Origin of the sequence: Prevotella brunnea, from assembly GCF_008016795.1 — a bacterium.
In the GTDB taxonomy this organism is placed as follows: Bacteria; Bacteroidota; Bacteroidia; order Bacteroidales; family Bacteroidaceae; genus Prevotella; species Prevotella brunnea.
In genome coordinates, this window is sequence record NZ_SDIK01000047.1 from 1 (window position 1) to 22,589 (window position 22,589).

Below are 22,589 nucleotides of genomic sequence, written 5' to 3' on the forward strand. Positions count from 1 at the left end.
TGGCTACTATGGTGCGCATTGTACTTATGGAATACCTCAACATGAATAATTTCTTCAACATGCCGGATGCCGACATGAAACTCATGCTTGAAGCAGCGGCTGAATCGCCACCCGAGGTAACAGAAAATGAATAAGGGGGCTTGTCACTAACATGCTGTCATCCGAACTATTGTGTCTCAATGAGTTGGAATGAGGATTTCTATGTTTAGCGGACAGTAATATATTTTAATATCATAAAATTAAAAATCTATGACAGCAAAATCATTTTATCTAAGGCCGCAATGCCACAGGGTGAGAGTATCGACAGAACACTTGTTGGCAGCCGTAAGCAGTAGCAAAGGCAACACCGGAGATGGTGGCGATGACGAGTTGGCAAAGCCAATCGAATTGGAGAACGATTCTTTCGATGAAGAGAGAATCAAGTGGTAATCAACTAAGTTTCTAATCCCAAAAACCGACAACAAAATGAGAAAACAATATGTTTTAGGGCTTCTCGGCGGAGCCTTGATGCTGCTCGGAATCACTGCCTGCAGCGATAAAGACGATTTTCAAGGAGACAAGACGGCCAACGCACAACACGTGTACCGGCTGTGCGTGTCAGTGAACAACAACGAAGACGCAACCACCAACCACCGCAAGGTACTCGCGCTAAACGACCAAAACGTGATAACATCGAAATGGAAAGTGGGCGACCGAATGCTCGCCTTCAATTGCGGCGACGGCGATGAGGGTTCGTTGGAAAATTACAGCAACGTGGAAGCCGAGAAAGGCAACACACAAGCCTCTACTTTCAACGGCACCATCCAAAGCTCAACCGAGCTGTCGCCAAACGGCGACATCGCTTTCTTCTATCCCGCAAGCTCCAACTACGCCGTAAACAACGTAGTGGCTGCGGTAAAGACCAGCGAGACGGTGAAGGATGACAACAACAACTCCGTCACCATTGAGTATTACCTCGGGGCAGATAAAGTAAAGAAGCAAATCCTGCTCAACCTCAGCAAACAGGACGGACAGTTGGCGACCATCGATGCCAACTACGACTACAACTGGGGAAAAACAAAACCAACCGAAGTGAACCACGACGGAATGGTGAAAGCCAACGTGCAGCTCAAACGCCTCGTGTCGTTCTGGGGACTGAAGTTCAAGGACACGAAAGGACAGTACATCACCAACATCAAGAAACTGCTCATCAACGGCGTGAAATCGACCGGGGTGCTGGACCTCACCAACGGAGAATTCATCGGTGGCGAACAGGACAAGGACTACGCCATCGACGTGGAAGGCAACAAAGCATCGGCAATCAACATGGAGAAAGGATTTGTCTGGGTGGCACTCTTCCCGGAAGTGAGCCAAGACATCACCATCACGCTGATTACAACCGATGGCTTCATCTACACGAAGGATGTGCACAAAACGTTTGCTTCCAACATGACCTATCGCTCCACCATCACCAACATGAAGATGCCAAAGGCAGAACCTTACGTGGAAGTGGCAGGCACGAAGTGGGCAACGGGTAACTTCATCCATTACACCGATGGCACGGAAGACTACTGGGGCATCGCGCCCGCACAGTGGTGGATCAGCAACTATGCCGACAAACCAACGAAAGCGGACTATGTAAATGGAACGAAAGAAGTGAAGTGCGACAAGGGACTCATCGGCTCACAGAACTGGTACATCGATAATTACAACGGTCAGTTCAGTGCGGATCCCAATGACTTCGACCTCTTCCGATGGGGCGACATCAGCGACGTAACCAACTTCCCGAAGAAAAAATACCTTGCCACACCGCCTGCTAAAGACGGATACGACATCTCCATGAAATTCTACGAAGAGAACAAGCCCACCACCGACAGGTCAAAAGTAACGAGGGGGGATATCGTGTATTTCTATACAACCAATCCCGATAAACCATACAATTACCAGTATCGTTATCCAAAGGAGGAAGAATTGCAAAACTTGATGAATAATTCCAAAACCGTCATTCCGGCATTCTGCTACACCGACAAGGGAAACAAGATTTATGGTGCTTACTTCTCCGATGCCACAACCGGCGGAATCACGGGCTCCAGAGCCTTGGTAAGTTTCCCCACCGGAACGAACAATTTATGGAAGTTTGAGGACGTAACCGGATTTGTGCTTGCCAACAAGGGTTTGTTCCTCCCGATGGCGGGATTACTCTATGCGGGTACGGCAGACAACAGGGTTCAGTACCGCCTCGTGTTGAAGGGTTCGCAGGCAAGAGGACAATACTGGTCTTCCAGACAAAGCGCACTTAGTGGCAGGGGCATGGCCTTTGGAACGAATATGTGGACTTATGGTATCGCGGCAAAAGCTCAAGGCAACTGCCTTCGCCCCGTATATGTAAGCGGTGACGAAACAAAACCCTTGGATGCCGCGAAATACAACATGTTCCGCAGCATCCTGAACGCCGACGGAACGCGCAGGTTCTAATCGCAACGGAACGAAGCAAGACGACATTTCCATTGTCGCTGTTATAATGATGAGGGGGTGTGCCGAAATTGGCACACCCCCTCTCTCTTTCTGTCGTGTCCTTGCAGATTATTTCACCACGAATTTCTTTCCGCCACGAATGTAGATGCCACGTGGCAATGGCTTGGCAGAGTTCATGCGAACTCCGTTCAGATTGTAGATGGCAGCATCGCGAACCGTGTCGGAATCGGTGTCGATGTTGTCTATGCCGGCACTCTCCAACGACTCATAGAGCATGGGATAGAGGTTGCCTGCCGACGGACTGCCGTAGTTGCCAAAGGAATGATACTTGGGCGAATATTGAATGACGTTGCCCGAGTCGGCAGCTTTCATCGTGAACGTGGCGTCCCCATTTTCTGTGATGAGCCATGTGTCAGCCTTCTCCGGATCGTTGGTCGGTGTGAAGGTGGAGAAGGTCTTATCCTGATAATAATACCGTCCCAAAGCATCCTTCATTCTGAAGCCTCCGTTGGCAGCTTCCAAGGTGTAGATGAGTTCGTTGCCCCCGGAGATTTCTATCACGTTGTCTTTTTCGGTTACGTTGGCAACCTGGAGATAGCCATAGCCCTTGGCGGAAGCATCAACAGGTTTGGCAGCCTTCAGTTTCCCGGCTTCGTTCACTACGAGCAGATATTTCCGTTTGTCCGTCGGAAGCGTCGTTATCTTCTTGAAGTGTTGCAGTTCGCCGGCGGTAGTGATGGTGTAAACGGCTGTTGCCACCTTGCTTACGTCTGTTCCCAACACAGCCACAGCCTTCAGCGTGGTGGTCGTCTCGATGTCGATGGGGAGGGTGTAAGGCGTGCTCTCTGCCGTTGGTTGGGTGCCGTCGGTGGTGTAATAAATCTTTGCCCCTTCCGTTGCGCAAGCAATGGTTACGTTGATGGGAGTCATGTAGGAGCCTTCCGCCGGGTTGAAGATGGGTGTCTCCACCTTCGGAGCCGTTTGGTTGCCGTAGCGATGGTCGTTGTCGGCAGTGGTGATGGAGGTGTAAGGGTCGAATGACACGTCCATGCTGTCGCCCCACACGTATTCTGCCAAATAAGGATAGTCGATGTAGAGGTTTCGGTTGCCCTGAATGGCAGCCACGGCGTTGTTGCGTTCAATCTCTATGTCGCTCACGGGGTCGTTCTTAATCCATTCGGTGTAGATGGTGTAAGCCCATTGGCGAAGTGTCGGCCACGAGTTGTTTTCCAACTCCTGCAAGCCCTGTGTGCCCTGCCACGTCAGGTTCTGATAGGCAGTTGCCATATACATATAGGTTCGGCTGAAATCGCCTTTGTAGGTGTCCGATGGTTCAAACATCTTGATGAGTTTTCCGTTCGGACCGGGTCCCATGCCCACTTTCTCGCTGCCGTCGGATGCCGATGAACCCGAGGTAACGATGCCCATGGGATAGTTGCTCTTGCTGCTGTTTGCCTTTGCGTCGGAGGGATAGAGGTGGTGCAAGTCTTTGTAGGCATCGTTTTTTGTTTTCCCCCACCAGCTCTTGGGGAACGAGTGTTCGATGTTCATTCCCTGAATGGAATTGCCGTTGTCGCCCGAGAAATAGAATTTCACGTCGCTGTATCGGTTTCTACATTCCATGGTGTTTCCGATGCGGTCGGTGCGGTAGAAGCCCCACCACGTGCTGCGGTTTCCGCTGCCATACCTGAGCGTTTTGGGACTCTTGATGATGTTGAAGATGGCAGTTTTCAATTCCGCTTTCTTCAGACCTTTCAGCGATTGGGCATACTCCGCCAGTGCCCGGCGGTCGATGGCTTGTGCCGCGAGGCTCGTTCCGAGCAGCAGCAGGGTCATTGTTGTGTTGAGTAAGTTTCTTTTCATCTGATTTATTTGTGTAATTGTTTTGGATTTCTCTTGTCGGGTAGCTTTGCAAAGATAATCATTCCATTTTATTTTCACAAGTTGCGGTGAGACAAATTGTGGCATTTTCATCATTTTGTAATTTTGCGACATGGGGCGCAAAGTTACCTTCCCCGGTCAATCCGAAAGACTTTTCCGACAAACAAACGGAAAAGATTGTGGCAAATAATTTTGAGTATTTCTGCTTATTCCGACTCGAAACGGTCGAGTTGCCGTGCCATCTCTTCTCTTCCGAAGCGGATGAGGTCTGCACCTTTGTCGAAGTCGAAGAGTCCGAAGCGGTTCATGGGCAGTTCCACACAGATGTCGGGAGGCGTGATGCCGAGTGCGAGTCGGGTGTTGGTTTGCAACATAAGGTTGGTAACGCGCATTACCATGTTCATGTAGTTTTCGGAGAATTGCCATTTGGGCAGCGGAATGGCCTTGCGCAGTCCGGCAAGGAAGCCGTTGTCCGTCTTGTTCGGTTTTGCGTAGGCGGTGTGGGGCTCGTTGTCGGAACCGTTCAGATTGACAGCCACGAGCAAGTCGCCCTCTGTTCGCTGCACGCGGTCGAGCGGCAGGATGTTGTGCACGCTGCCATCCACATACGTACTGCCGCCCTCGTGGATGGGACTGAAGAAGCAGGGAATGGAGATGGAAGCCCGAATGGCGGTGAGCAACGAGCCGGTGGTGAAGACTTTTTCCCTGCCACTGATGAGGTCGGAGGCACAACAGCAGAAAGGGAGTGGCAAATTTTCGATTCTGACATCGCTCGTGAAGTCGTGAAGGAACTCTACAAGTCGGTTGCCCGTTGCCAAATGGTCGAGTCCGGGTTTGATGTCCATCAGACCGATGATTTGCTTTCGGTTCAAGTTCAGGATTCGCTGTTTCAGTTCGTTGAGTTTCCCATTGGCAAAGATGCCGCCGACGAGTGCGCCGATGGAGGTTCCGGCGATGGAGGTAATGACATAGCCACGCTCTTGCAGCACTTCGATGGCACCGATGTGGAAATAGCCGCGCGCACCACCCCCCGACAGCACCAATGCCACTCGTTTGCGGTGTTCGGGTGGTTTTCCGGAAAGGCGTTGTCTTATGATTTCTATGATTCTCATGCTTCTCGCGTTTTGCCGTCGGGACGTCAGAGCAGCAACATGCCGATTTGGAACACGACGGCACTCACCACCCATGCCAATGCCGTGGTGTAGGCGGCGGCAAAGAGTGCCCATTTCCAACTCCCCGTTTCGCTCCTGATGGCGGCGATGGTGGCAACACATGGGAAATACAAGAGGACAAAGAGCAGGAACGCGTAGGCGGTGAGCCTTGCCACTGGTTCGGCTTCCTCCGGGCTGATGTTGTGGAGCTTTGCCACGTTGGCGGTCATCTGTCTTCTCAGCAATTCGTATTTTCCGTTCCCGGCATCGAGGTCGCTCTCGCCGAAGCTGTCGTCGTCGGTATAGAGCACGCCCATGGTGGAAGCCACTATCTCCTTTGCTCCCACTCCGGAGATAAGCCCCACGTCGAGTTTCCAGTCGAAGCCCTGTGCGGCGAACAGTGGTTCCACAGCTTTCCCCAGTCGTCCTATGTAGCTTTGCTCCTGTCGTTCGCGCTTGTCGGCGTTGGGATTGTCGGGCAAGGGGAAGTAGCCCAATGCCCAGACGATGACGGATGCGGCGAGGATGATGCCTCCCATCTTTTTCAGATATTGCTTTCCTTTCTCCCACGTGTGGCGTCCGATGGCTTTCCATGTTGGGAATCGGTAGGGAGGCAGTTCCATGACGAACGGTGTGTCCTCGCCCTTGAAGACGAATTTTGAGAATATCCGGCTTGCCACCACTGCCATTCCCACGCCCACGACATAGAGCGACAGCATGACGGGGGCTTGGTAGGGTGTGGGGAAGAATATGCCCGTTATCATGATGTAGATGGGCAGTCGCGCCGAGCAACTCATCAAGGGCAGGATGAGCATGGTGATGAGTCGGCTTCGCCGGCTCTCGATGGTTCGCGTTGCCATGATTGCCGGCACGTTGCAGCCAAAGCCCATGATGAGGGGTATGAACGATTTGCCGTGCAATCCCATTTTGTGCATGAGCTTATCGGTGATGAACGCCGCTCGCGCCATGTAGCCACAGTCCTCCATGTAGGAGATGAAGAAATAGAGGATGAGGATTTGCGGCATGAAGACGATGACTGCCCCCACTCCGCCTATGATGCCTTCGGCAAGCATCGACTTAACGGGTCCGTCGGGCAGATGGTTCGTAATCAGTTCGCCAAGCCATCCCACTCCCGTTTCTATCCAGTCCATGGGATATTGTCCGAGTGTGAAGGTGGTGGTGAACATGACGTACAGGATGAGGAAGAAGATGGGAAATCCCAAGTATTTATGGGTCAGCACCTTGTCAATTCTGTGTGTGGTGAGGTAGGTGTCGTTCTTCTTTCCCGTGGTGTAGCCTGCTTCTGCCAATGCTCCGTTGATGAATCCGTACTTGGCGTCCATGATGGCGGTCTCACTGTCCTTTCCCGTTTCCTCTTTCACGCGTCGGGCGGCTTCGTCCCTGTGCCTGATGATTTCTCCGGCATCGGGGAATTGCGCCACGAGTTGTTCCGTCTCGCTGTCGTTTTCCAACAGTTTGATGGCAAGATAGCGTGTGGAATATTTCTGTCGGATGTCCAATTCGCGCTTCAGGTGTTCCTGAATGTCGGCTATTCCGTGTTCTATCTCGTGTCCGTGGTTGATGTGCAGATGTCGGAACGCGGGGAAGTCGCCTTTTCGTCCCTCATAGTTTTGTATGACGACGTGGAAGAGTTGCTTCACGCCGTCGCCGCTCCTGAACACCGTGGGCACCATGGGCACGCCGAACAGTTCGCCGATGCGTTTGTAGTCGATGTTGTCGCCTCGCTTTTGTGCTTCGTCATACATGTTCAGGGCGCACACCATGGGGATGTGCATATCGATGAGTTGTGTGGTGAGATAGAGGTTTCGCTCCAAGTTGGAGGCGTCGAGGATGTTGATGACGATGTCGGGGGTCTTCTCCGTGAGTTGTTTTCTCACGTAGAGTTCTTCGGGACTGTATGCCGACAGACTGTAAGTTCCGGGCAAATCGACGATTTCAAAGTGGTAATCTTCAAAATCGGCGTATCCGTATTTGGCATCCACGGTTACGCCGGAATAGTTGCCCACACGCTCGTGTGCGCCGGATATGAAATTGAAGAGCGATGTTTTTCCGCAATTGGGGTTGCCCACGAGTGCCACGTTGATGATGTGGCGTTTCTTGTTGGCGGCAATGGTCAGCCGGTCGGGCGTGAGTGGTTTTTCCGAAGGGTCGCCAAGCTCAGCCGCAAGGTTGGTTTGTGGGGCGGAGTGCTTGTCGGCGGCGGGTCGTTTCCCGGAGATTGCCACCACCTCAATCAGTTCCGATTCGCTGTGGCGCAGACTTACCTCGTAGCCCATGATTTTATATTTCACGGGGTCGTGCAAAGGCGCGTTCATCAGCACTGTTACTATTTTCCCATCAACGAACCCCATTTCCATGATTCGTTTCCTGAAACCTCCGTGTCCGGATATTTTCACGATGACACCGGTTTCGCCGGTTTTCAGTTCTGATAGTTTCATGCTTTTTTCCTTTTGTGCAAAGATACGAAGAAAAGAGTGATTGCGTGGCGGCTGCGCGCCAAAGTTCCTCAAAATACCTAATAGTGGGTATTCGTCTTGGGATTCCCGGGGTTCGACTGTCGGAAAAAGGGTGTCCGGGTCATTGTTTTTCGGTAGGCACATTCGTTTTTTCCCGGTGGCGTGGCGTGAGCTTCTTGTCGATGGCAGGCAAGTTGCAGGTCAATGCTTTGCGTGCGAAGTTCGGCGTTGCTTGAGACGGTCGTAAAATTCCTGTAGTGCGGGCTTGCTCATACCTTTTCTGACGAGCCGGTCGAGGTCGCGTTTGGCTTGGTCGCGTTTGTCCTGTAGCAGATAGACGTCGATGCGTTGCAGCACGTATTCGTTATTTTCGGGATCGCGAAGGATGGCTTGCGTGAAATCGTATTCCGCCAAGAGATACATCTTGCGTTCTGCCTCGATGCCTGCCCGCGCCGCGTATGCCACAGCATTGTCGGGATATTGCTCCACCAGTCGGTTGATGCCGTCGAGTGCCTCCGTGTAGTGTTGGTCTTTTTGGTTGAGCAACGCGAGTCCGAGTTGTGCCTCGAAGTTTCCCGGAGCCTGTCGCAAGAGGTTGTGATAGTCCTGCCGTGCGAAGTTGTACCTGCCCAATCGTTCATTTACATACGCCCGATAGAAGAGTGCGGAGACGTTGTCGGGGTCTTTTCTCAGCACTTGGTCGTAATCGTTTTTCGCGCTTTCCCATTGTTCCAGCAACACTTTCCATCCGGCGCACTGCAGCCTCAGGTCGATATTGTCGGGGGCTTGGTCGAGCTGTTCCTGCAACATGCGCAGCGAGTCGCGCCTTGCATGGTTCTGCGCTCCGGCGGAGATACTTGCCGAGAGCAGCATGAGGATAATCCAATGTTTCATGGGCATGAGGTTGAATGTTGATGATGAGCTTGCGGCAGATGTCGGTCAATAGGACTCTTCCTCGGCGGGAAAGCTGCTTTCCCTGACGCAGCGTATGTAGGCTTCCACTCCTTCGGTCATGCACTGTGCCACGTCGGCAAACCGTCTGAGGAACTTCGGTTTGAAGCCCCGGGTCATTCCCAGCGCATCGGCAGAGACAAGCACTTGTCCGTCGGTGGCATTGCCTGCTCCGATGCCGATGGTTGCCGCCTTGACGGTTCTCGTTACCTCCGCGGCGAGCTTTGCGGGCACTTTCTCCAGCACGATGCAGAATGTTCCGGCGGCATCGAGTGCCTTCGCGTCTGCCATCAGTTTACGTGCTTCTGCTTCCTCCCCGGCACGCAGTCCGTAGCCGCCAAACTTATGAATGCTCTGCGGGGTCAGTCCCAAATGTCCCACAACGGGCACGCCGGCTTGCACGATGCCGCGAATGGTGTCGGCAATTTCTTCGCCTCCCTCGAGTTTCACGGCATCCACGCCACTCTCTTTCACGATGCGGATGGCATTGCGCACGCCCTCTTCGCGGCTCACCTGATAGCTGCCGAAGGGCATGTCGCACACCACAAGGGCATGTTCGCAGGCGCGTGCCACGGCTTTGGCGTGATAAATCATCTCGTCCATGGTGATGGGCAGCGTGTCATCGTTGCCACAGACCACATTGGAGGCGGAATCGCCGATGAGGATGCTGTCAATCCCGGCTGAATCGATGATACGCGCCGTGGTGAAGTCGTAAGCCGTCATTTGGGCAATCTTCTCGCCGGCGTGTTTCATTTTGAGAAAGGTGTTTGCCGTAATCTTCTTCTTGTCAGTAGTTAAATATCCCATTTTTATTTGTTCTAACGTCTCCGGGAACAGGTTTCCCCCGGATTTTTTTCTTGTTTTTCCTATTCTTTTTTTGTTTTTTCCGTGGCGGAGAGCAATTCCGTGAAATCGGCTATCACCTCCGGGGTGTAATCCCTCAGCCGTTCTTCCGGAAGGGTGGTGGCAAGGGCAATGAGACGCGCCCCGGAAGCCAAACCGGAACGCAATCCGTTGATGCTGTCTTCAAAGACAATACATTCGGAAGGGTGCACGCCAAAGTGGGCGGCTGCCCGCAGATAACAGTCGGGCGAGGGCTTGCTCTCGCTGAAGTCCTCGGAGGTGAACACACGGTCGAAGCTTTTGCAGAAATCGGGGTGCCGCTCGTAAACGCTTTTCATCTTGGCTTGGTTTGAACTCGTTACCACCGCCGTGGCGATGCCTTCTTTCCGAATGTGCGCCAGATAGTCCTCAAAGCCGTCAATGTAGGGAAATTCCATGTTTGCCTCGAAGGTGTTGAGCCGGGCAGTGATGGTTTTCCGCGCTGCAACATCGCCGGCGAAATACAGGTCGTAAACCTGTTGCAGCGTCATTCCCTTTATCTTGTGCTCGAAATTCTCTATCTCGGGATGGAAGGTTCTGCCCACCTCGCCCCAAAACACGGTGTATTGTGGCTCGGTATGGAACACCACCCCGTCCAAATCGAATAAACAGGCTTTTGTCATTTTGTTTTTGTTTGTCATCGGCATGCAAAGTTACGAAAGTTTTTCGTAACTTTGCCACCAATCTATGATGGTTAAGAAATTTTACATCGCTTTCGCAATCCTGATTGCCTCACTTTCCTTCGCGGGATGTGCCAAGAAGCAAGTCGCTCCCAAGCAGATGACGCTGCCCGTGGCGCACGCCGTGGCCGACTCGGTGGTGAGGTTCCGAAGCGACAAGGTGTGCCACATTCACGTGGATTTCACCTATTTGAAAGGAAGTCGCTATGCGGCGGTGAACGATTCGCTGTTGCGCATGGGCACGTTGCAACCCAACTACTTCGCCATCCGGTACGAGAAATTGGAACCGATAAGCGCAGTTCGCTATCTCGTGGAGCGGTATGCGAAGGAATATTCCGAAATTGCGCAGTGGCTTCACGACCGGGAACGCGCCAGAAGCCAACTGAACTGGGAACTCAGCATCGACACGAAAATCATGCCCGGAAAGGGGAAAAACCTCGTCTATCTGTCGCACATATTAATAAAGACGGGAGAAACGACATCGGAATACAGTCTGGCACACAATTTCGACCCCGACACGGGCAGGGAAATTCGCCTCGACGACGCTTTCGACAAGGAGGAGCAAGCGGAGCTTACCACCGAAATCATCAGGCAACTTGCCGACAGGCTCGGACTCGATGAGGACGACACCAAAGGCATTCGCAAAGCGGGCTACTTCGTGGGCATAGATGCCTATCCGTCCGAGAACTTCATCTTGCATGACGATTCCGTAACGTTTATTTATACACCGGGAGAAATCAATCCGAAGGAGGTGCGCCTCACTCTGAAGAAATAAGAAAGACAGCAACGACAATGACAGACATCATAACCAAATATTTCCCTCATCTCACCGAAAGACAAATCCGACAGTTCCACGCTCTCGACCACTTGTATCGCGACTGGAACGAAAAGATAAACGTCATATCGAGAAAGGACATCGACAATCTTTACGAACACCACGTGCTCCACTCGCTTGCCATCGCCAAACTCATCGGCTTCAAGGACGACACCAATGTGCTCGACTTCGGCACCGGGGGCGGCTTTCCGGGCATACCGCTCGCCATACTCTTCCCCAACGCCAACTTCAAGCTCATTGATGGGACGGGAAAGAAAATCAGGGTGGCAACGGAAGTGGCAAATGCCATCGGACTGGAGAACGTCAGGGCGCAACACTTGAGGGGAGAAGAGGAGAAAGAGAAGTTCGACTTCGTTGTTTCGCGTGCGGTCATGCCCCTGCCCGACCTGATGAAAATCGTGCGCAAAAACATCGCAAGCAACTGTAGAAACGCGCTTCCCAATGGGGTGCTGGCACTCAAGGGAGGCAACCTGAGCCAAGAGCTCGCCCCCTTCGGAAAGGTGGCAATGACAGAACTGCTCTCGCAATGGTTCGAGGAGGAATGGTTCGCCACAAAACAGCTCATCTACGTTCCTGCATAACACGAAAAAAAACAAGCAACATGATAAAGGTAGAAAGATTTGTGTGCAATATGCTACAGGAGAATTGTTACCTCCTGTGGGACGACACAAGGGAATGTGTCATCATAGATTGCGGTGCCTTCTATCCGGAAGAACGAAAGGCAATCGCCCGTTTCATAGCCGATAACCGGCTGCAACCCATGCGCATAATCGGCACTCACGCCCACTTGGACCATCAATTCGGAAGTGGGGCAATGGCAGCAAAATACGGACTGCCGGTGGAATGTTCGCCATGGGACGCACCACTCATGGAGGGACTCGACAAACAGGCAAAGCAACTTTTCAACATGAATTTGGACTTCCCACTGCCGGAGAAAATCAAATACTACGAGGAAGGAACGACCATCCGATTCGGAAACCACCAACTCGAAATCATGGAGACACCGGGACACACTCCCGGCTCGGTAACGCTCTATTGCAGGGAGGAAGGCATCGCCTTCACCGGAGACACTCTCTTCAAAGGCAGCGTGGGACGAACCGACTTCCCCGGAGGAAACCGCTTCCGGATGATTAACAGCCTCAGAGAACTGTCGCAGCTGCCCGACGAAACCAAAATCTGCACCGGACACGGAGAAACAACAACCATTGGGTACGAACTGGCACACAACCCCTTCATGGACCGATGAGATGAAACAACAAAAACCACAATCCGAAAAAATCATACTCGGCATCGACCCCGGAACCAACATCATGGGCTACGGCGTGTTGCGAATAAAGGGAAACAAAGCCGAATTGGTGGTGATGGGAGTGGTGGACATGAGAAAGGAGAACGACACCTATCTGAAGTTGGGAAAAATCTTCGACCGCGTAACGGGCATCATTCGGGAATTCCTGCCCGACGAGATGGCCATCGAGGCACCCTTCTTCGGAAAAAACATACAATCCATGCTCAAACTCGGAAGGGCACAGGGGGTCGCCATAGCGGCAGCCATACGTTCGGACGTACCCATACACGAATATGCACCACTGAAGATAAAAATGGCCATCACAGGCAACGGAGCAGCACCCAAAGAACAGGTGGCTGCCATGTTGCAACGGCTGCTCCACCTGCGCGACGACCAAATGCCACACTTCATGGATGCCACCGATGCACTCGCGGCGGCATACTGCCACTTCCTGCAAATGAGCCGACCCGAAAACGACGCACCACACATGAAATCGTGGAAAGAGTTTGTGAAAAAAAACAGCTCCAGAATAACAAAATAAAAACTAAGGCGTTTTAAACAACAAGAAGCGAAAAACGTCAGATAAACAATAAAACGAAAGAAAATGAGAAAAATAGCACTCACCATCGCGCTCACGCTCGTTGCACTGACGGGCATCAAAGCGCAAAACCGCGTCTATCAGCAAATTTATCGCAGTGCCTATAAGGTGGCAACCAACAAACAGGAAGACACCGAGGCAAGAAAGGTGGCATCGTTCAAGGTGGACGCCATCTCCTATCTGCAAACCAAAACACTCATCGCGCTATCCACTCAAGACGACAAAGCACTGACCGCAGAGGAAGTGAAACACCTCAACAGCCGGCTCGATTCCATGGCATATTATATGTACAGCTTCGTAAATCTCTTCACCAAGGAATATACCAAGGCTGCCGACGAAAAAGAAAAAAGCAGGGTGATAAAAATCTTCCGCAACGCCAGCATCAACCATCCGCTCTACAACGACAACGATAAGGAATTGGTGCACGCCTACTACAATCGCAACGACTACCCCACGCAGTTCTCGCTCGACACCAATTGGATTGACGCCCTTGAGGAAGTGAAAAAGAAACTCTGAAACCGATAGGCAATGAGGGGGGCTGCATTTCCCTCGTTTCCATCGGCAGACAGGCGATGGGCAACACGGGGAAGAACTTAAAATATCTTCACGTCGGCAATGACGTAAGCCCCCACACTGTCGTTGAGCCGCCTGACCAATTGCGAACGCATCATGGAGAGGTCTTGCCGCAAGGCGGGGTTGGTAATCTTCACGCAGAGAGTTTGGTTGCGAATGTACTTCTCACCCGTGTAGCGGCTGACGGTGGGTCCGGCAACGGTGTCCCACGCGTCCACCAGTCTTTTTTGCAACAGTGGCGTTTCCAGTCCGCCTTCGCGCAATGTCTTTCCCAACACATCGGCAAGGGAGTGTACCTTTCGTTTAAACATCTGCCTTGCCCCTTTCTTTTATCTCCCCATCGTCCACGCCGAAGAGCTTGAAGTTGAAATCGCTGTCGCGCAAAATCTTATCGAGGTGGTCGCGGTTGGTGTCGGTGATGAGAATTTGACCGAAGTCGTTGCCCGAGACGAGTTTCACGATTTGTTCCACCCGGAAAGCGTCGAGCTTGTCGAAGATGTCGTCCAAGAGCAGCAGTGGCGTTCTGTTGCCCGAAGCCTGTTTCAGAAAGTGGAACTGTGCCAGTTTCAACGCCAGCACGTAAGTCTTGTTTTGTCCCTGACTGCCCACTTGCTTCATGGTGTATCCGCCGAGTGTCATGAGCAGATTGTCCTTGTGAATGCCGTGAAGCGAAAAGCCCATGATGCGGTCTTTCGCCCTGTCGCGCCGAATGACGTCGAGCAAGTCGCCCCGCTGTCCGTGCGACACATATTCCAATGCCACCCGCTCGCGTTCGCCTGCCACTTTTTGATAGATGGATTGGAACACCGGTTCGAGTTCTTCGGTGAAGGTCTTTCGCTTTTGATAGATTTGTGTGCCATAGTCTGCCATCTGCATCTCCAGCAGTTCCATGAGTGTGCCGTCTGGTTCGTCCTCTTGTTTGAGCAGTTTGTTGCGCTGCAGCAATGCTTTGTTGTAAAGCGTGAGCAGTTCCATGTATCGGCGGTCGTATTGTGCGATGACGGTGTCCATGAATCTTCGTCTTTCCTCGCTTCCGCCTTCAATCAGCGCACTGTCTGCCGGCGATATGAACGTCAGCGGGATAAGCCCGATGTGTTCCGAGAGTCTTTTGTATTCTTTCTTGTCGCGTTTGAAGTGTTTTTTCGTTCCGCGTTTCATGCCGCAATACACCTGTCGGGTTTCGCCCTCATCGGTGAGGTAGGTGCCTTCCAGCACGAAGAAGTCGTTTTCGTGTCGCATCACCTCCGAGTCCTTCGGCGTGAACGCGCTGCGACAGAACGAGAGGTAGTAAACGGCATCGAGCAGATTGGTCTTCCCCACTCCGTTGTGTCCGATGAAGCAATTGAGCTTTGGCGACAGTTCGAGTGTTGCCGTGCGTATGTTCTTATAGTTGATGATGGAGATTTTCTCTAATTGCATGATGATGGTATGTGTGTGGGCGCGTGCAGGGTTCTGTCGCCGCACTTCTTGAAATTTTGTCTCTGCAAAGATAGCAAATTCCGTTGAAACGGCAATATCGCCACGATTATTATTTCCGCCGGACTTGCACGGTCGGCAACGGTTTTTCAGAGGTCGGCAACGCGGCCGGTTTGTTATTTTGTAAGTGATTTGGGCGTTCAAATAACAATTATTCATGATTTTGCGACATGAGACAATAAATGGAAATACCAAGTATTTTTTGTTTCTTTTGCAAAGTTTATCATGCAAACGGTTGAAGGTGTAAGTTTGTTAATAAATACTTAATTAATTGATAATCAATCTGTTTTTACTTACCTTTGTGCCCGCTAACATGAAACTAAGGCACGGTGGTAACTCTATTCTCACATAGGAACGTGTCGCGAAAATACTTCTTCGGAATGTGTTTTCAAGGTTTCGGAAATAATTAAATGATGAGAATTTTCAGAAGTACGATTATTGCAATTTTAATGATTTTCATTCCACAATTTGTGGAAGCGGCAGACACCGAAGCAGCCAACAGTGGTTTTAATTGGACGCCGGTGTTGAATGCCATCATCCAAGTGGAGAGCAAGGGTAACGCGAGAGCGGTGAATGGTCCGCACGTTGGGATTTTACAGATTTCCCCCATTTTGGTGAGCGAGTGCAACCGAATTTTGCGAAAGCGAGGAAAGAAAAAGCGTTTTTCGCTTTCCGACCGCTTCAGCCCCTCCAAGTCGCGTGAGATGTTTTTACTGATACAGTCGGTTTACAATCCGGGCAACAACGTGGAACGAGCCATCCGCCTTTGGAATGGGGGCGTGCGTTACAGCATCAGGAAAACACAGGGCTATTTCAACAAAGTAATGAGTTTTTTGTAAAAACACGGATAAAGAGGCAGGTTTGCCTCTTTTTTTTATGGTCATCCCAAAACGGTGTCTTAAATTTTCTTCATTCATCTCCCCAAAGCTTGGCTTTTGCAATTTAAAAGCTTAGCTTTTGCAATGCAAAAGGTCATGAATCGGAGAACAAAAGACAAGCTTTTAAATCGCAATTAATATTATCCTGATTATCAACAAGTTGCGAGGCGTGTTGCGAACTCGGTTTTTGTAATGTTATTTCATGTTGCCGGTCGGGTCGAATGTGTCCCGTCAGGCGGCAATGAACTTCAGAGTGCCGCAAAATAGGCTTGAAGCTCTTGTTCGGCGGAACCGGAAATGCAGAGCAGGTCTTTCACGATGCTGCCTTTCTCCATGAGCAGCACGCGGTCGGATATTTCGGATATGAAGTTCAGGTTATGACTGGAAATGAGCACGGTGGCGCCCAGCTCCTTGTTCATCTGCCGGATGAGCCGTGCGGTAACGATTTGTGAAGAGGGGTCGAGATAGTTGAACGGTTCGTCGAGGATGAGCACCTTCGGACGGATGAGCATCGCCCCGATGATTCCTATCTTCTGACGGTTGCCCTCCGAGAAGTCGCGGATGTATTTCCCCGTTCCCAAAATTTCGTTGCGCATCAGCGGGGCGAACGCCTCCAGCCGGTGTTTGAGCGCATCGGGGTCGATGGCATACACCTCGCCAATGAAGTCGAAGAACTCGTCGGGCGTATAGAAATCAATGAGAAACCGCTTGTCGATGTAAGAACCCGTGTAGGTCTTCCACGTGTCGTCCCCACTCACGAGCATTCCGCCGGAGAGCACGCGTCCGCCGTCGGCTTTTATCAGGTCGAGGATGAGCCGCATGAGGGTGGTCTTGCCTGCCCCGTTGTTCCCCACGAGTCCCACGAGCTGTCCGGAACGAAGGGTGAGCCGGGGAATGTCGATGACCGTTTGGTTGCCGTAGGTCTTTCGCAGATTTTCCATGATGATGTCCATTTCCGAGATAATGTTTTTTTTAAGGGGAATCATTCCCGATAACGTTCAAAATATTTGTGGCGATGACACTCGTAGCGGTGCGCCATCCGCCGGATGAAAGGTCGGTGGAGCGCCAACCCAAGCAGTCCGCTGACATTGAAAAACAAGTAAACCCGTTGTTCGGTGAGGAAGAACGAGGGCAACAGCGCGAACAGTATCACGCAGACCGCCAACGCAAACGACGACACGGAGAACGTTGCCCCCCGCATGTTCATGAACCCACTCTCGAAGAGACTGAGCCGTTTATTGGTGAAGCAATAAGCCAGCAGCAACAGGTTGCACGCACCAATGCAGAACACAACACAGGAGAGCACGAAAAAAGGCGGAACATGATAGAGAAAACAGGCGGGCACCATGCAGAGCGCACCGGCAAGGGTGAGCGGCATGGCGAAATAGTATTTGCGCAGAAGCATTCTGCAAATGCCCACCGGCTTCGTCCACAACCCGTCAAAGAAGTTTCCCTCCACGGCAAAGGTAACCTGCAGATAAATCAAAGCAAGGCTCATGGTGGCAAGTGGCACAATGGCAAGCAATTGCGGATTGCCGGAAGAGGAGTAATCGGGGAGATAGAGATAGGCTTGCAACACGATCAAAAAGGGCAGAACAAGTTGCGCACGCAACCGACCGGAACGACGGAACGCCCGAAACTCCATGGCATAGAGCGAGCGCACACTCGCGCCGCCGACGTTGCCAACGCGCCGCCGCAACTCGTTGTAGCTCTTGAGCTTGTCCAAATATGCCATGACAAGGCAGAGAGCAAGGACGCACAACGCAACGAAGAGGGGCAGATGCACATGCCACGGCAGCACAAGGGGATTGAAGCTCCAGACCAACACGAGGACGAACCAAAGCGGAAAAGCCAACACCACGGGCAACTTAAAGCTCCAACCATCCGCCTTGCGCAGAGTGGTAACGGCCAAACCATTGACAAGCGACACACCGAGGAAAACAAACCCACACAACAACGCCTGCACCGGCGGAAGAACCAAGAAGACTGCCACCGCGGCAGGCAACGCCCAGTTGAGATTCCAAAAATCCAAAACATTGGAAAAGAGGATGAAGCGATTCCACGCAGCCGAAGCGATGGGGCGCGTGTGGATGTAAGCATCGGGCAATGCCGTGTCGCGCTTAAAAAACAGCTTCACGAGGACATCGACAGGAAGAATGAGGGCTGCCACCACGGGCACCACTTTCTGCCACGGCACACAAGTCTGCAACTCGCCAACAGTCAGTCCCGAATCGAGAAAAGTTGCCACGCCCAACAATGCGCCGACCACATAGACATACAATGCCATGAAGAACGCGCGCCAACGAAAGTTGCGTCGTTTCCGAATGAGCCACAGTCTGATGAGCAGTTTCAGCATATCATTATTTCTCCACGGGCAAAATCCCTCCTCCCCCCACCCTGCTGTTCTGCAAAGATAAGAAAAGGGGGGGCAGTTCCCCTATCCTGCAAAGGTAATAAAAGCGAACAAAAGAAACAAACCTTTCCCCTTGATTTTCCGTGTCACCGGGAAAAATTGCGAGTCTGCCGACATTAAAAGTCATCAGTTGGCATGGCTCTCTCCACTCCTTTGCCGTGAATATCCTGAACAATGGTATCAACATCAAGACCGTTGCCAACTTGTTAGGGCATAGTGGACTAAAACACACCGAGAAATATACTCGTGCGGTGGATAAATTGAAAAGTGAAGCTATAAATAGTTTGCCAGAATTGACTACTATATAAAATAATAATGTTATATTTGCAAAGGATTATTAAACTAAAAAATATGGAAGACTTTGAATTTTCAGACAATGAGGCGGAAGAGGTGATTAATATAGAATACGATATTACATCTTATCCTTCTGATTATACGTTAATGGGACTTGTTGAAATGTTTAAAAATGGAGACATTATGATTCCTGATTATCAGCGCGGTTATGTTTGGAATATAAAACAGGCATCATTACTCATTGAATCCTTTTTAATAGGGCTACCAGTCCCTCCTATTTTTTTATACATTGATGATGAGAACAAGAATTTGGTCATTGATGGTCAGCAGCGTTTATTAAGTATTGTTTATTTTTTTGAAGGATACTTTGGTAAAGAGAGTCTAACAGGGAAACGACAGGTTTTTAAATTGTCGGGACTAAATTCTAAAAACAAGTTTTATAATTGTACTTATAATGATTTGGACGATAAAGATAAAAGAAAACTTGCTTCTTCTGTACTGAGAGCTATTAATATAAGACAACTTTCACCTACGAAAGAAAATACATCTGTATACCACATTTTTGAACGACTAAATACAGGAGGAACCCCCCTTAAGCCACAAGAAATAAGGAATTGCGTATTTAGAAGTGACTTTTTAAATAAGTTGAAGGAACTAAATAAAAATCCATCATGGCGTAAAGTTATAAACAAGAAAGACTTTGTTAAAAATCAATCAGACATAGAGTTAATTTTAAGAGTTTATGGATTAGCTTACTATCTAAGTAGATATGAAAAACCGATGAAAGAGTTCCTCAATAAAGTAGCTAAAAGCAATATGAATGCATGTAAAAACATAGATAGCTTTGCTATTGCTTTCGAAAGAACAGCAGGCTATATTAATTCAGAGTTAAGAAGTAAGCCCTTTCATGTGCGCGGACCTTTTAATGTATCTTTGTTTGATTCTGTCTTTTGCAAGATTTTGTTGCATATAGATAATTTACCGGCAAATCTACCTCAGCGATATGAAGAGCTTCTTGTAGATCAAAAGTTCACGGATTTGACAACATTAGCTACAACTGATGAAAAAATCCTTAAGGAAAGATTTGAATATGTAGAAACCTTTTTGTTTAATGATGGCTTACACCGATAAGTTTCAACCTGCAGACGAGTTGATTAGTGAGATCAATACTTTAAAATCTCATATTTCGCCAGTAGCCTTACCTAAGTTTATTGGCGCAATCTCAGTAAGTGCTGTAACTTCATATGAACTTGCTATAAAGGAGATATTTATAGATTATGCTTCTAACAAACATCATTTATTTGGCAGTTTTATTCAAAATTATCTTTCTAGATTAAATGGAAGAATAGAGATATCTGATTTAAAAAAGGAAATCAAAAAATTCGATAATACTTTGGCTATAAATTTTGAAACAGAAATTACAGCAGTGGAACATGTTGAGCCATCTGTGAGATCCTGTTATCAAAACTTGATACAAGGTAGGCATTCGTATGTTCATGCAAATCGAATAAATCTCTCATATGATGAATGTATTTATGATTATGAACTTGGAAAGAAAATAATAAAAGCGTTGCATGTAGTTATGGTATAATTAGCATTATGACAATACAAGAAATAACAACCCGCAAGGAAGACCAGACTTTTGATTGCAAAAGCATTCAAATTGATCCGAAGGCTTTGGCTATTACCATTGTGGCGTTTGCTAATGCTGACGGTGGTGATATCGCTATCGGTGTGTCTGACAAGACAAGGAAGATAGAAGGAGTTGACCAGCATGCGGAAAAGTTGAATGAGTTGCTTCGTGTTCCTTTGGATTTCTGTAATCCTTCTGTGTCTATTACCAGCGACTTGTTACCATGCACGGATAAAGATGGAAACGAAAATCATATTTTATTGATGCATATTCCTGCAAGTTCTGAACTACATGCTAATCAGGCAGACGAAGCCTATATGCGTGTTGGCGATAAAAGTAGAAAGTTGTCTTTTGAAGAACGCATACAATTGATGTACGATAAGGGAGAGCGCTACTATGAGGATACGGCTGTGTATGGTGCTACGGTAGATGATATTGATATGACCGCTGTCGAAAGATATACAGAATTGATTGGTTATGCCAAGTCTGCCAATCAATATCTACATGAGAATAATGGCTTCATAACTACCAATGCAAAGGGAGAGGAGCAAGTAAGTGTGGCTTGCATTCTGTTGTTTGGTAAATATCCTCAAAAATTCTTTCCCCGTGGGCGTACTCGCTTTATCCGTTATAAAGGTACAGAAGAGAGAGTGGGTGCAGAAATGAACGTGATTAAGGACGTAACCTTTGAAGGAACCATACTTGATCAGGTGGAGGCCACGATAGCTTATCTTGAAACCCAAGTGGAGGAACATACTTTCCTAGGACAGCATGGGCAGTTTGTAACCAACAGAGATTACCCAAAGTTTGTGATACAAGAAATGGTAGTTAACGCTTGCTGCCACCGTGCCTACAATATCAAGGGTACGGAAATCCAAATTAAGATGTTTGACAATCGCCTTGTATTCGAATCGCCCGGCAGATTACCTGGAATGGTCAAGCCCTCTAACATCCGTCATACACATTTCTCGCGCAATCCAGAAATAGCCCAATTCCTTAAAGCATACGACTTTGTAAAGGAATTTGGTGAGGGTGTGGATCGAGTGTGCAGAGAGTTGGAAGCTAATGGTACACCACATTTATCTTTCCATCTTGATGATTTTATTTTGAAAATTACAATACCGAAGGGTTCATCTCAAGTTAAAAACCAAATAAATGCAACTGCAAATGCAGAAAAGAGGACTGTAAATGCAACTGTAAATACCCAAAATGCAACTGTAAACAGCAAGAACCTTATTAAGAGGTTAATTGAAAAGGCAACTGTAAATGGAGAAAAGCTCACAACTAATCGTATATCCATCTTGCAGTTAATGGTTGAAAATCCTTATATAACTAAGGATGAAATGGCAACAATTACAGGACTGAATGGAAGTACTATCATGCGAAATATTGAAAAAATGCGTGGCAAATATCTTCGTAGAGTAGGCTCTGATAAAAATGGTTTTTGGGAAATCATATACTAAAATAACGTGAGTTCGACGAATTAGATAAAGGTTTGAAGATTAATGAATGATACACCATGGATTTGGTAAATTTATGTAGTAAGCTCAAAAAGGGAACAGTTTACCTCAAAGATGACTACGAGGACATTGTTTTAAGAATTGTAGTTATAGATAAATCAACACACTGTTTTATAAAGCGTAGAGGACGTAAAGAAGTTGAGGTTGATTCTACGGACAAAGATATTTTTGAGTCTAAGATGTACGGTTACGAAATCAGCAAAGAAGAATATGAAAAATTCTAATAATTACATGAAGGCTATCTAACTCCGGGTAGCCTTTTTTATTCCTATTGAGGTCGGAATGTAGAACCTCAACATGAGCCGAAACCAAATATTTTCCGAAATGTTGCACCAATGTTCCAACAAAAAGAAAGGAAGTAACCACATCTAATTGATATTCAGTTACTTCCCTTTCTTATAAAGTACCCAGACCCGGGATCGAACCGGGATGGATTGCTCCACTGGTGTTTGAGACCAGCGCGTCTACCGATTCCGCCATCTGGGCAAAACGCTTTTCTTATAAAAGCGGTGCAAAGGTACAAAAAAAATATAGGCAACACAAATTTTTTACAAAGAATTTGAAAAAATAAAACAGAAATCAGGAGACCGCAGAGTCAACCAGCAAGT

General features: G+C 49.1%; 22 protein-coding genes, 1 tRNA gene and 1 pseudogene. 13 read left to right on the top strand and 11 right to left on the bottom strand.

The features are described 5' to 3' along the window. The first annotated feature begins 249 nt into the window (after window positions 1–249). Window positions 250–429 (top strand): hypothetical protein, encoded by a 180-nt coding sequence (locus ETF27_RS06385; protein WP_147785604.1) that lies wholly within the window; start codon window positions 250–252, stop codon window positions 427–429. 36 nt (window positions 430–465) lie between these two features. Beyond that, window positions 466–2,454, top strand: coding sequence for a hypothetical protein (locus ETF27_RS06390; protein WP_147785605.1), 1,989 nt, complete (start codon window positions 466–468; stop codon window positions 2,452–2,454). A 108-nt stretch (window positions 2,455–2,562) separates the two neighbouring features. Here the strand turns inward: ETF27_RS06390 and ETF27_RS06395 are convergent, their stop codons facing one another. The 6 genes from ETF27_RS06395 to ETF27_RS06420 form a co-directional block, all read right to left on the bottom strand. Then, the gene (locus ETF27_RS06395) at window positions 2,563–4,317 is read right to left on the bottom strand and encodes an endonuclease (protein WP_147785606.1); all 1,755 of its coding nucleotides are present in this window, start codon (window positions 4,315–4,317) and stop codon (window positions 2,563–2,565) included. A gap of 224 nt (window positions 4,318–4,541) precedes the next feature. After that, window positions 4,542–5,447: a patatin-like phospholipase family protein gene (locus ETF27_RS06400; RefSeq protein ID WP_147785607.1), complete on the bottom strand. Its 906-nt coding sequence runs from the start codon at window positions 5,445–5,447 to the stop codon at window positions 4,542–4,544. A gap of 26 nt (window positions 5,448–5,473) precedes the next feature. Further along, window positions 5,474–7,945, bottom strand: coding sequence for a ferrous iron transport protein B (gene feoB / locus ETF27_RS06405; RefSeq protein ID WP_147785608.1), 2,472 nt, complete (start codon window positions 7,943–7,945; stop codon window positions 5,474–5,476). A gap of 219 nt (window positions 7,946–8,164) precedes the next feature. Then, entirely contained in the window at window positions 8,165–8,857 is a 693-nt protein-coding gene (locus ETF27_RS06410; protein ID WP_240048140.1) for a tetratricopeptide repeat protein, read from the bottom strand. A gap of 45 nt (window positions 8,858–8,902) precedes the next feature. Further along, window positions 8,903–9,721, bottom strand: a complete 819-nt coding sequence (gene panB, locus ETF27_RS06415) for a 3-methyl-2-oxobutanoate hydroxymethyltransferase (protein ID WP_130829851.1) — start codon at window positions 9,719–9,721, stop codon at window positions 8,903–8,905. 59 nt (window positions 9,722–9,780) lie between these two features. Then, on the bottom strand, window positions 9,781–10,419 hold the full coding sequence (locus tag ETF27_RS06420; RefSeq protein ID WP_147785609.1) for an HAD family hydrolase: 639 nt from the start codon (window positions 10,417–10,419) through the stop codon (window positions 9,781–9,783). 64 nt (window positions 10,420–10,483) lie between these two features. On the opposite strand from ETF27_RS06420, the gene ETF27_RS06425 reads away from it, so the two are divergent. The 5 genes from ETF27_RS06425 to ETF27_RS06445 all read left to right on the top strand — a co-directional run bounded on the left by ETF27_RS06425 (window position 10,484) and on the right by ETF27_RS06445 (window position 13,710). Further along, on the top strand, window positions 10,484–11,251 hold the full coding sequence (locus ETF27_RS06425; protein ID WP_240048141.1) for an RsiV family protein: 768 nt from the start codon (window positions 10,484–10,486) through the stop codon (window positions 11,249–11,251). A 17-nt stretch (window positions 11,252–11,268) separates the two neighbouring features. After that, window positions 11,269–11,892: a 16S rRNA (guanine(527)-N(7))-methyltransferase RsmG gene (gene rsmG, locus ETF27_RS06430; protein WP_147785610.1), complete on the top strand. Its 624-nt coding sequence runs from the start codon at window positions 11,269–11,271 to the stop codon at window positions 11,890–11,892. Between the two features lie 20 nt (window positions 11,893–11,912). Next, window positions 11,913–12,557, top strand: coding sequence for an MBL fold metallo-hydrolase (locus tag ETF27_RS06435; RefSeq protein ID WP_130829848.1), 645 nt, complete (start codon window positions 11,913–11,915; stop codon window positions 12,555–12,557). A 1-nt stretch (window position 12,558) separates the two neighbouring features. Next, window positions 12,559–13,137 carry a crossover junction endodeoxyribonuclease RuvC gene (gene ruvC / locus ETF27_RS06440; RefSeq protein WP_130829847.1) on the top strand — a complete coding sequence of 193 codons (579 nt, stop codon included), beginning with the start codon at window positions 12,559–12,561 and terminating at the stop codon, window positions 13,135–13,137. A 63-nt stretch (window positions 13,138–13,200) separates the two neighbouring features. Next, on the top strand, window positions 13,201–13,710 hold the full coding sequence (locus ETF27_RS06445; protein ID WP_130829846.1) for a hypothetical protein: 510 nt from the start codon (window positions 13,201–13,203) through the stop codon (window positions 13,708–13,710). Window positions 13,711–13,787: 77 nt separating this feature from the next. Here ETF27_RS06445 and ETF27_RS06450 read toward each other — a convergent pair whose 3' ends face one another. Together ETF27_RS06450 and recF are read right to left on the bottom strand one after the other, a co-directional pair. Continuing rightward, window positions 13,788–14,078 (bottom strand): DUF721 domain-containing protein, encoded by a 291-nt coding sequence (locus ETF27_RS06450; RefSeq protein ID WP_130829845.1) that lies wholly within the window; start codon window positions 14,076–14,078, stop codon window positions 13,788–13,790. Then, window positions 14,071–15,186, bottom strand: a complete 1,116-nt coding sequence (gene recF / locus ETF27_RS06455; RefSeq protein WP_147785614.1) for a DNA replication/repair protein RecF — start codon at window positions 15,184–15,186, stop codon at window positions 14,071–14,073. Before recF ends, ETF27_RS06450 begins: the two co-directional genes overlap by 8 nt. Window positions 15,187–15,653: 467 nt before the next feature. Between recF and ETF27_RS06460 the strand changes: the two genes are divergently transcribed. Next, complete coding sequence (locus tag ETF27_RS06460; RefSeq protein WP_181951337.1) at window positions 15,654–16,082, top strand: transglycosylase SLT domain-containing protein; 429 nt, start codon at window positions 15,654–15,656, stop codon at window positions 16,080–16,082. A gap of 287 nt (window positions 16,083–16,369) precedes the next feature. On the opposite strand, the gene ETF27_RS06465 is transcribed toward ETF27_RS06460, so the two are convergent. After that, the gene (locus tag ETF27_RS06465) at window positions 16,370–17,074 is read right to left on the bottom strand and encodes an ATP-binding cassette domain-containing protein (protein ID WP_130829951.1); all 705 of its coding nucleotides are present in this window, start codon (window positions 17,072–17,074) and stop codon (window positions 16,370–16,372) included. A 29-nt stretch (window positions 17,075–17,103) separates the two neighbouring features. Then, window positions 17,104–18,477, bottom strand: a complete 1,374-nt coding sequence (locus ETF27_RS06470) for a DUF5687 family protein (protein ID WP_147785611.1) — start codon at window positions 18,475–18,477, stop codon at window positions 17,104–17,106. 176 nt (window positions 18,478–18,653) lie between these two features. On the opposite strand from ETF27_RS06470, the pseudogene ETF27_RS06475 reads away from it, so the two are divergent. The 5 genes and pseudogenes from ETF27_RS06475 to ETF27_RS06495 all read left to right on the top strand — a co-directional run. After that, window positions 18,654–18,842, top strand: a pseudogene (locus ETF27_RS06475) (tyrosine-type recombinase/integrase); the annotation flags it as partial. 43 nt (window positions 18,843–18,885) lie between these two features. Then, on the top strand, window positions 18,886–19,959 hold the full coding sequence (locus ETF27_RS06480) for a DUF262 domain-containing protein (protein WP_130829843.1): 1,074 nt from the start codon (window positions 18,886–18,888) through the stop codon (window positions 19,957–19,959). Continuing rightward, a complete protein-coding gene (locus ETF27_RS06485) occupies window positions 19,940–20,419 on the top strand; it encodes a HEPN domain-containing protein (protein WP_130829842.1) in 480 nt (159 codons plus the stop codon). Before ETF27_RS06480 ends, ETF27_RS06485 begins: the two co-directional genes overlap by 20 nt. An 8-nt stretch (window positions 20,420–20,427) precedes the next feature. Further along, the gene (locus ETF27_RS06490) at window positions 20,428–21,924 is read left to right on the top strand and encodes an RNA-binding domain-containing protein (protein ID WP_147785612.1); all 1,497 of its coding nucleotides are present in this window, start codon (window positions 20,428–20,430) and stop codon (window positions 21,922–21,924) included. Between the two features lie 56 nt (window positions 21,925–21,980). Then, on the top strand, window positions 21,981–22,205 hold the full coding sequence (locus ETF27_RS06495; RefSeq protein WP_130830690.1) for a hypothetical protein: 225 nt from the start codon (window positions 21,981–21,983) through the stop codon (window positions 22,203–22,205). 180 nt (window positions 22,206–22,385) lie between these two features. Here the strand turns inward: ETF27_RS06495 and ETF27_RS06500 are convergent. After that, window positions 22,386–22,467 (bottom strand) — tRNA-Leu (locus tag ETF27_RS06500). Window positions 22,468–22,589: the final 122 nt, after the last annotated feature.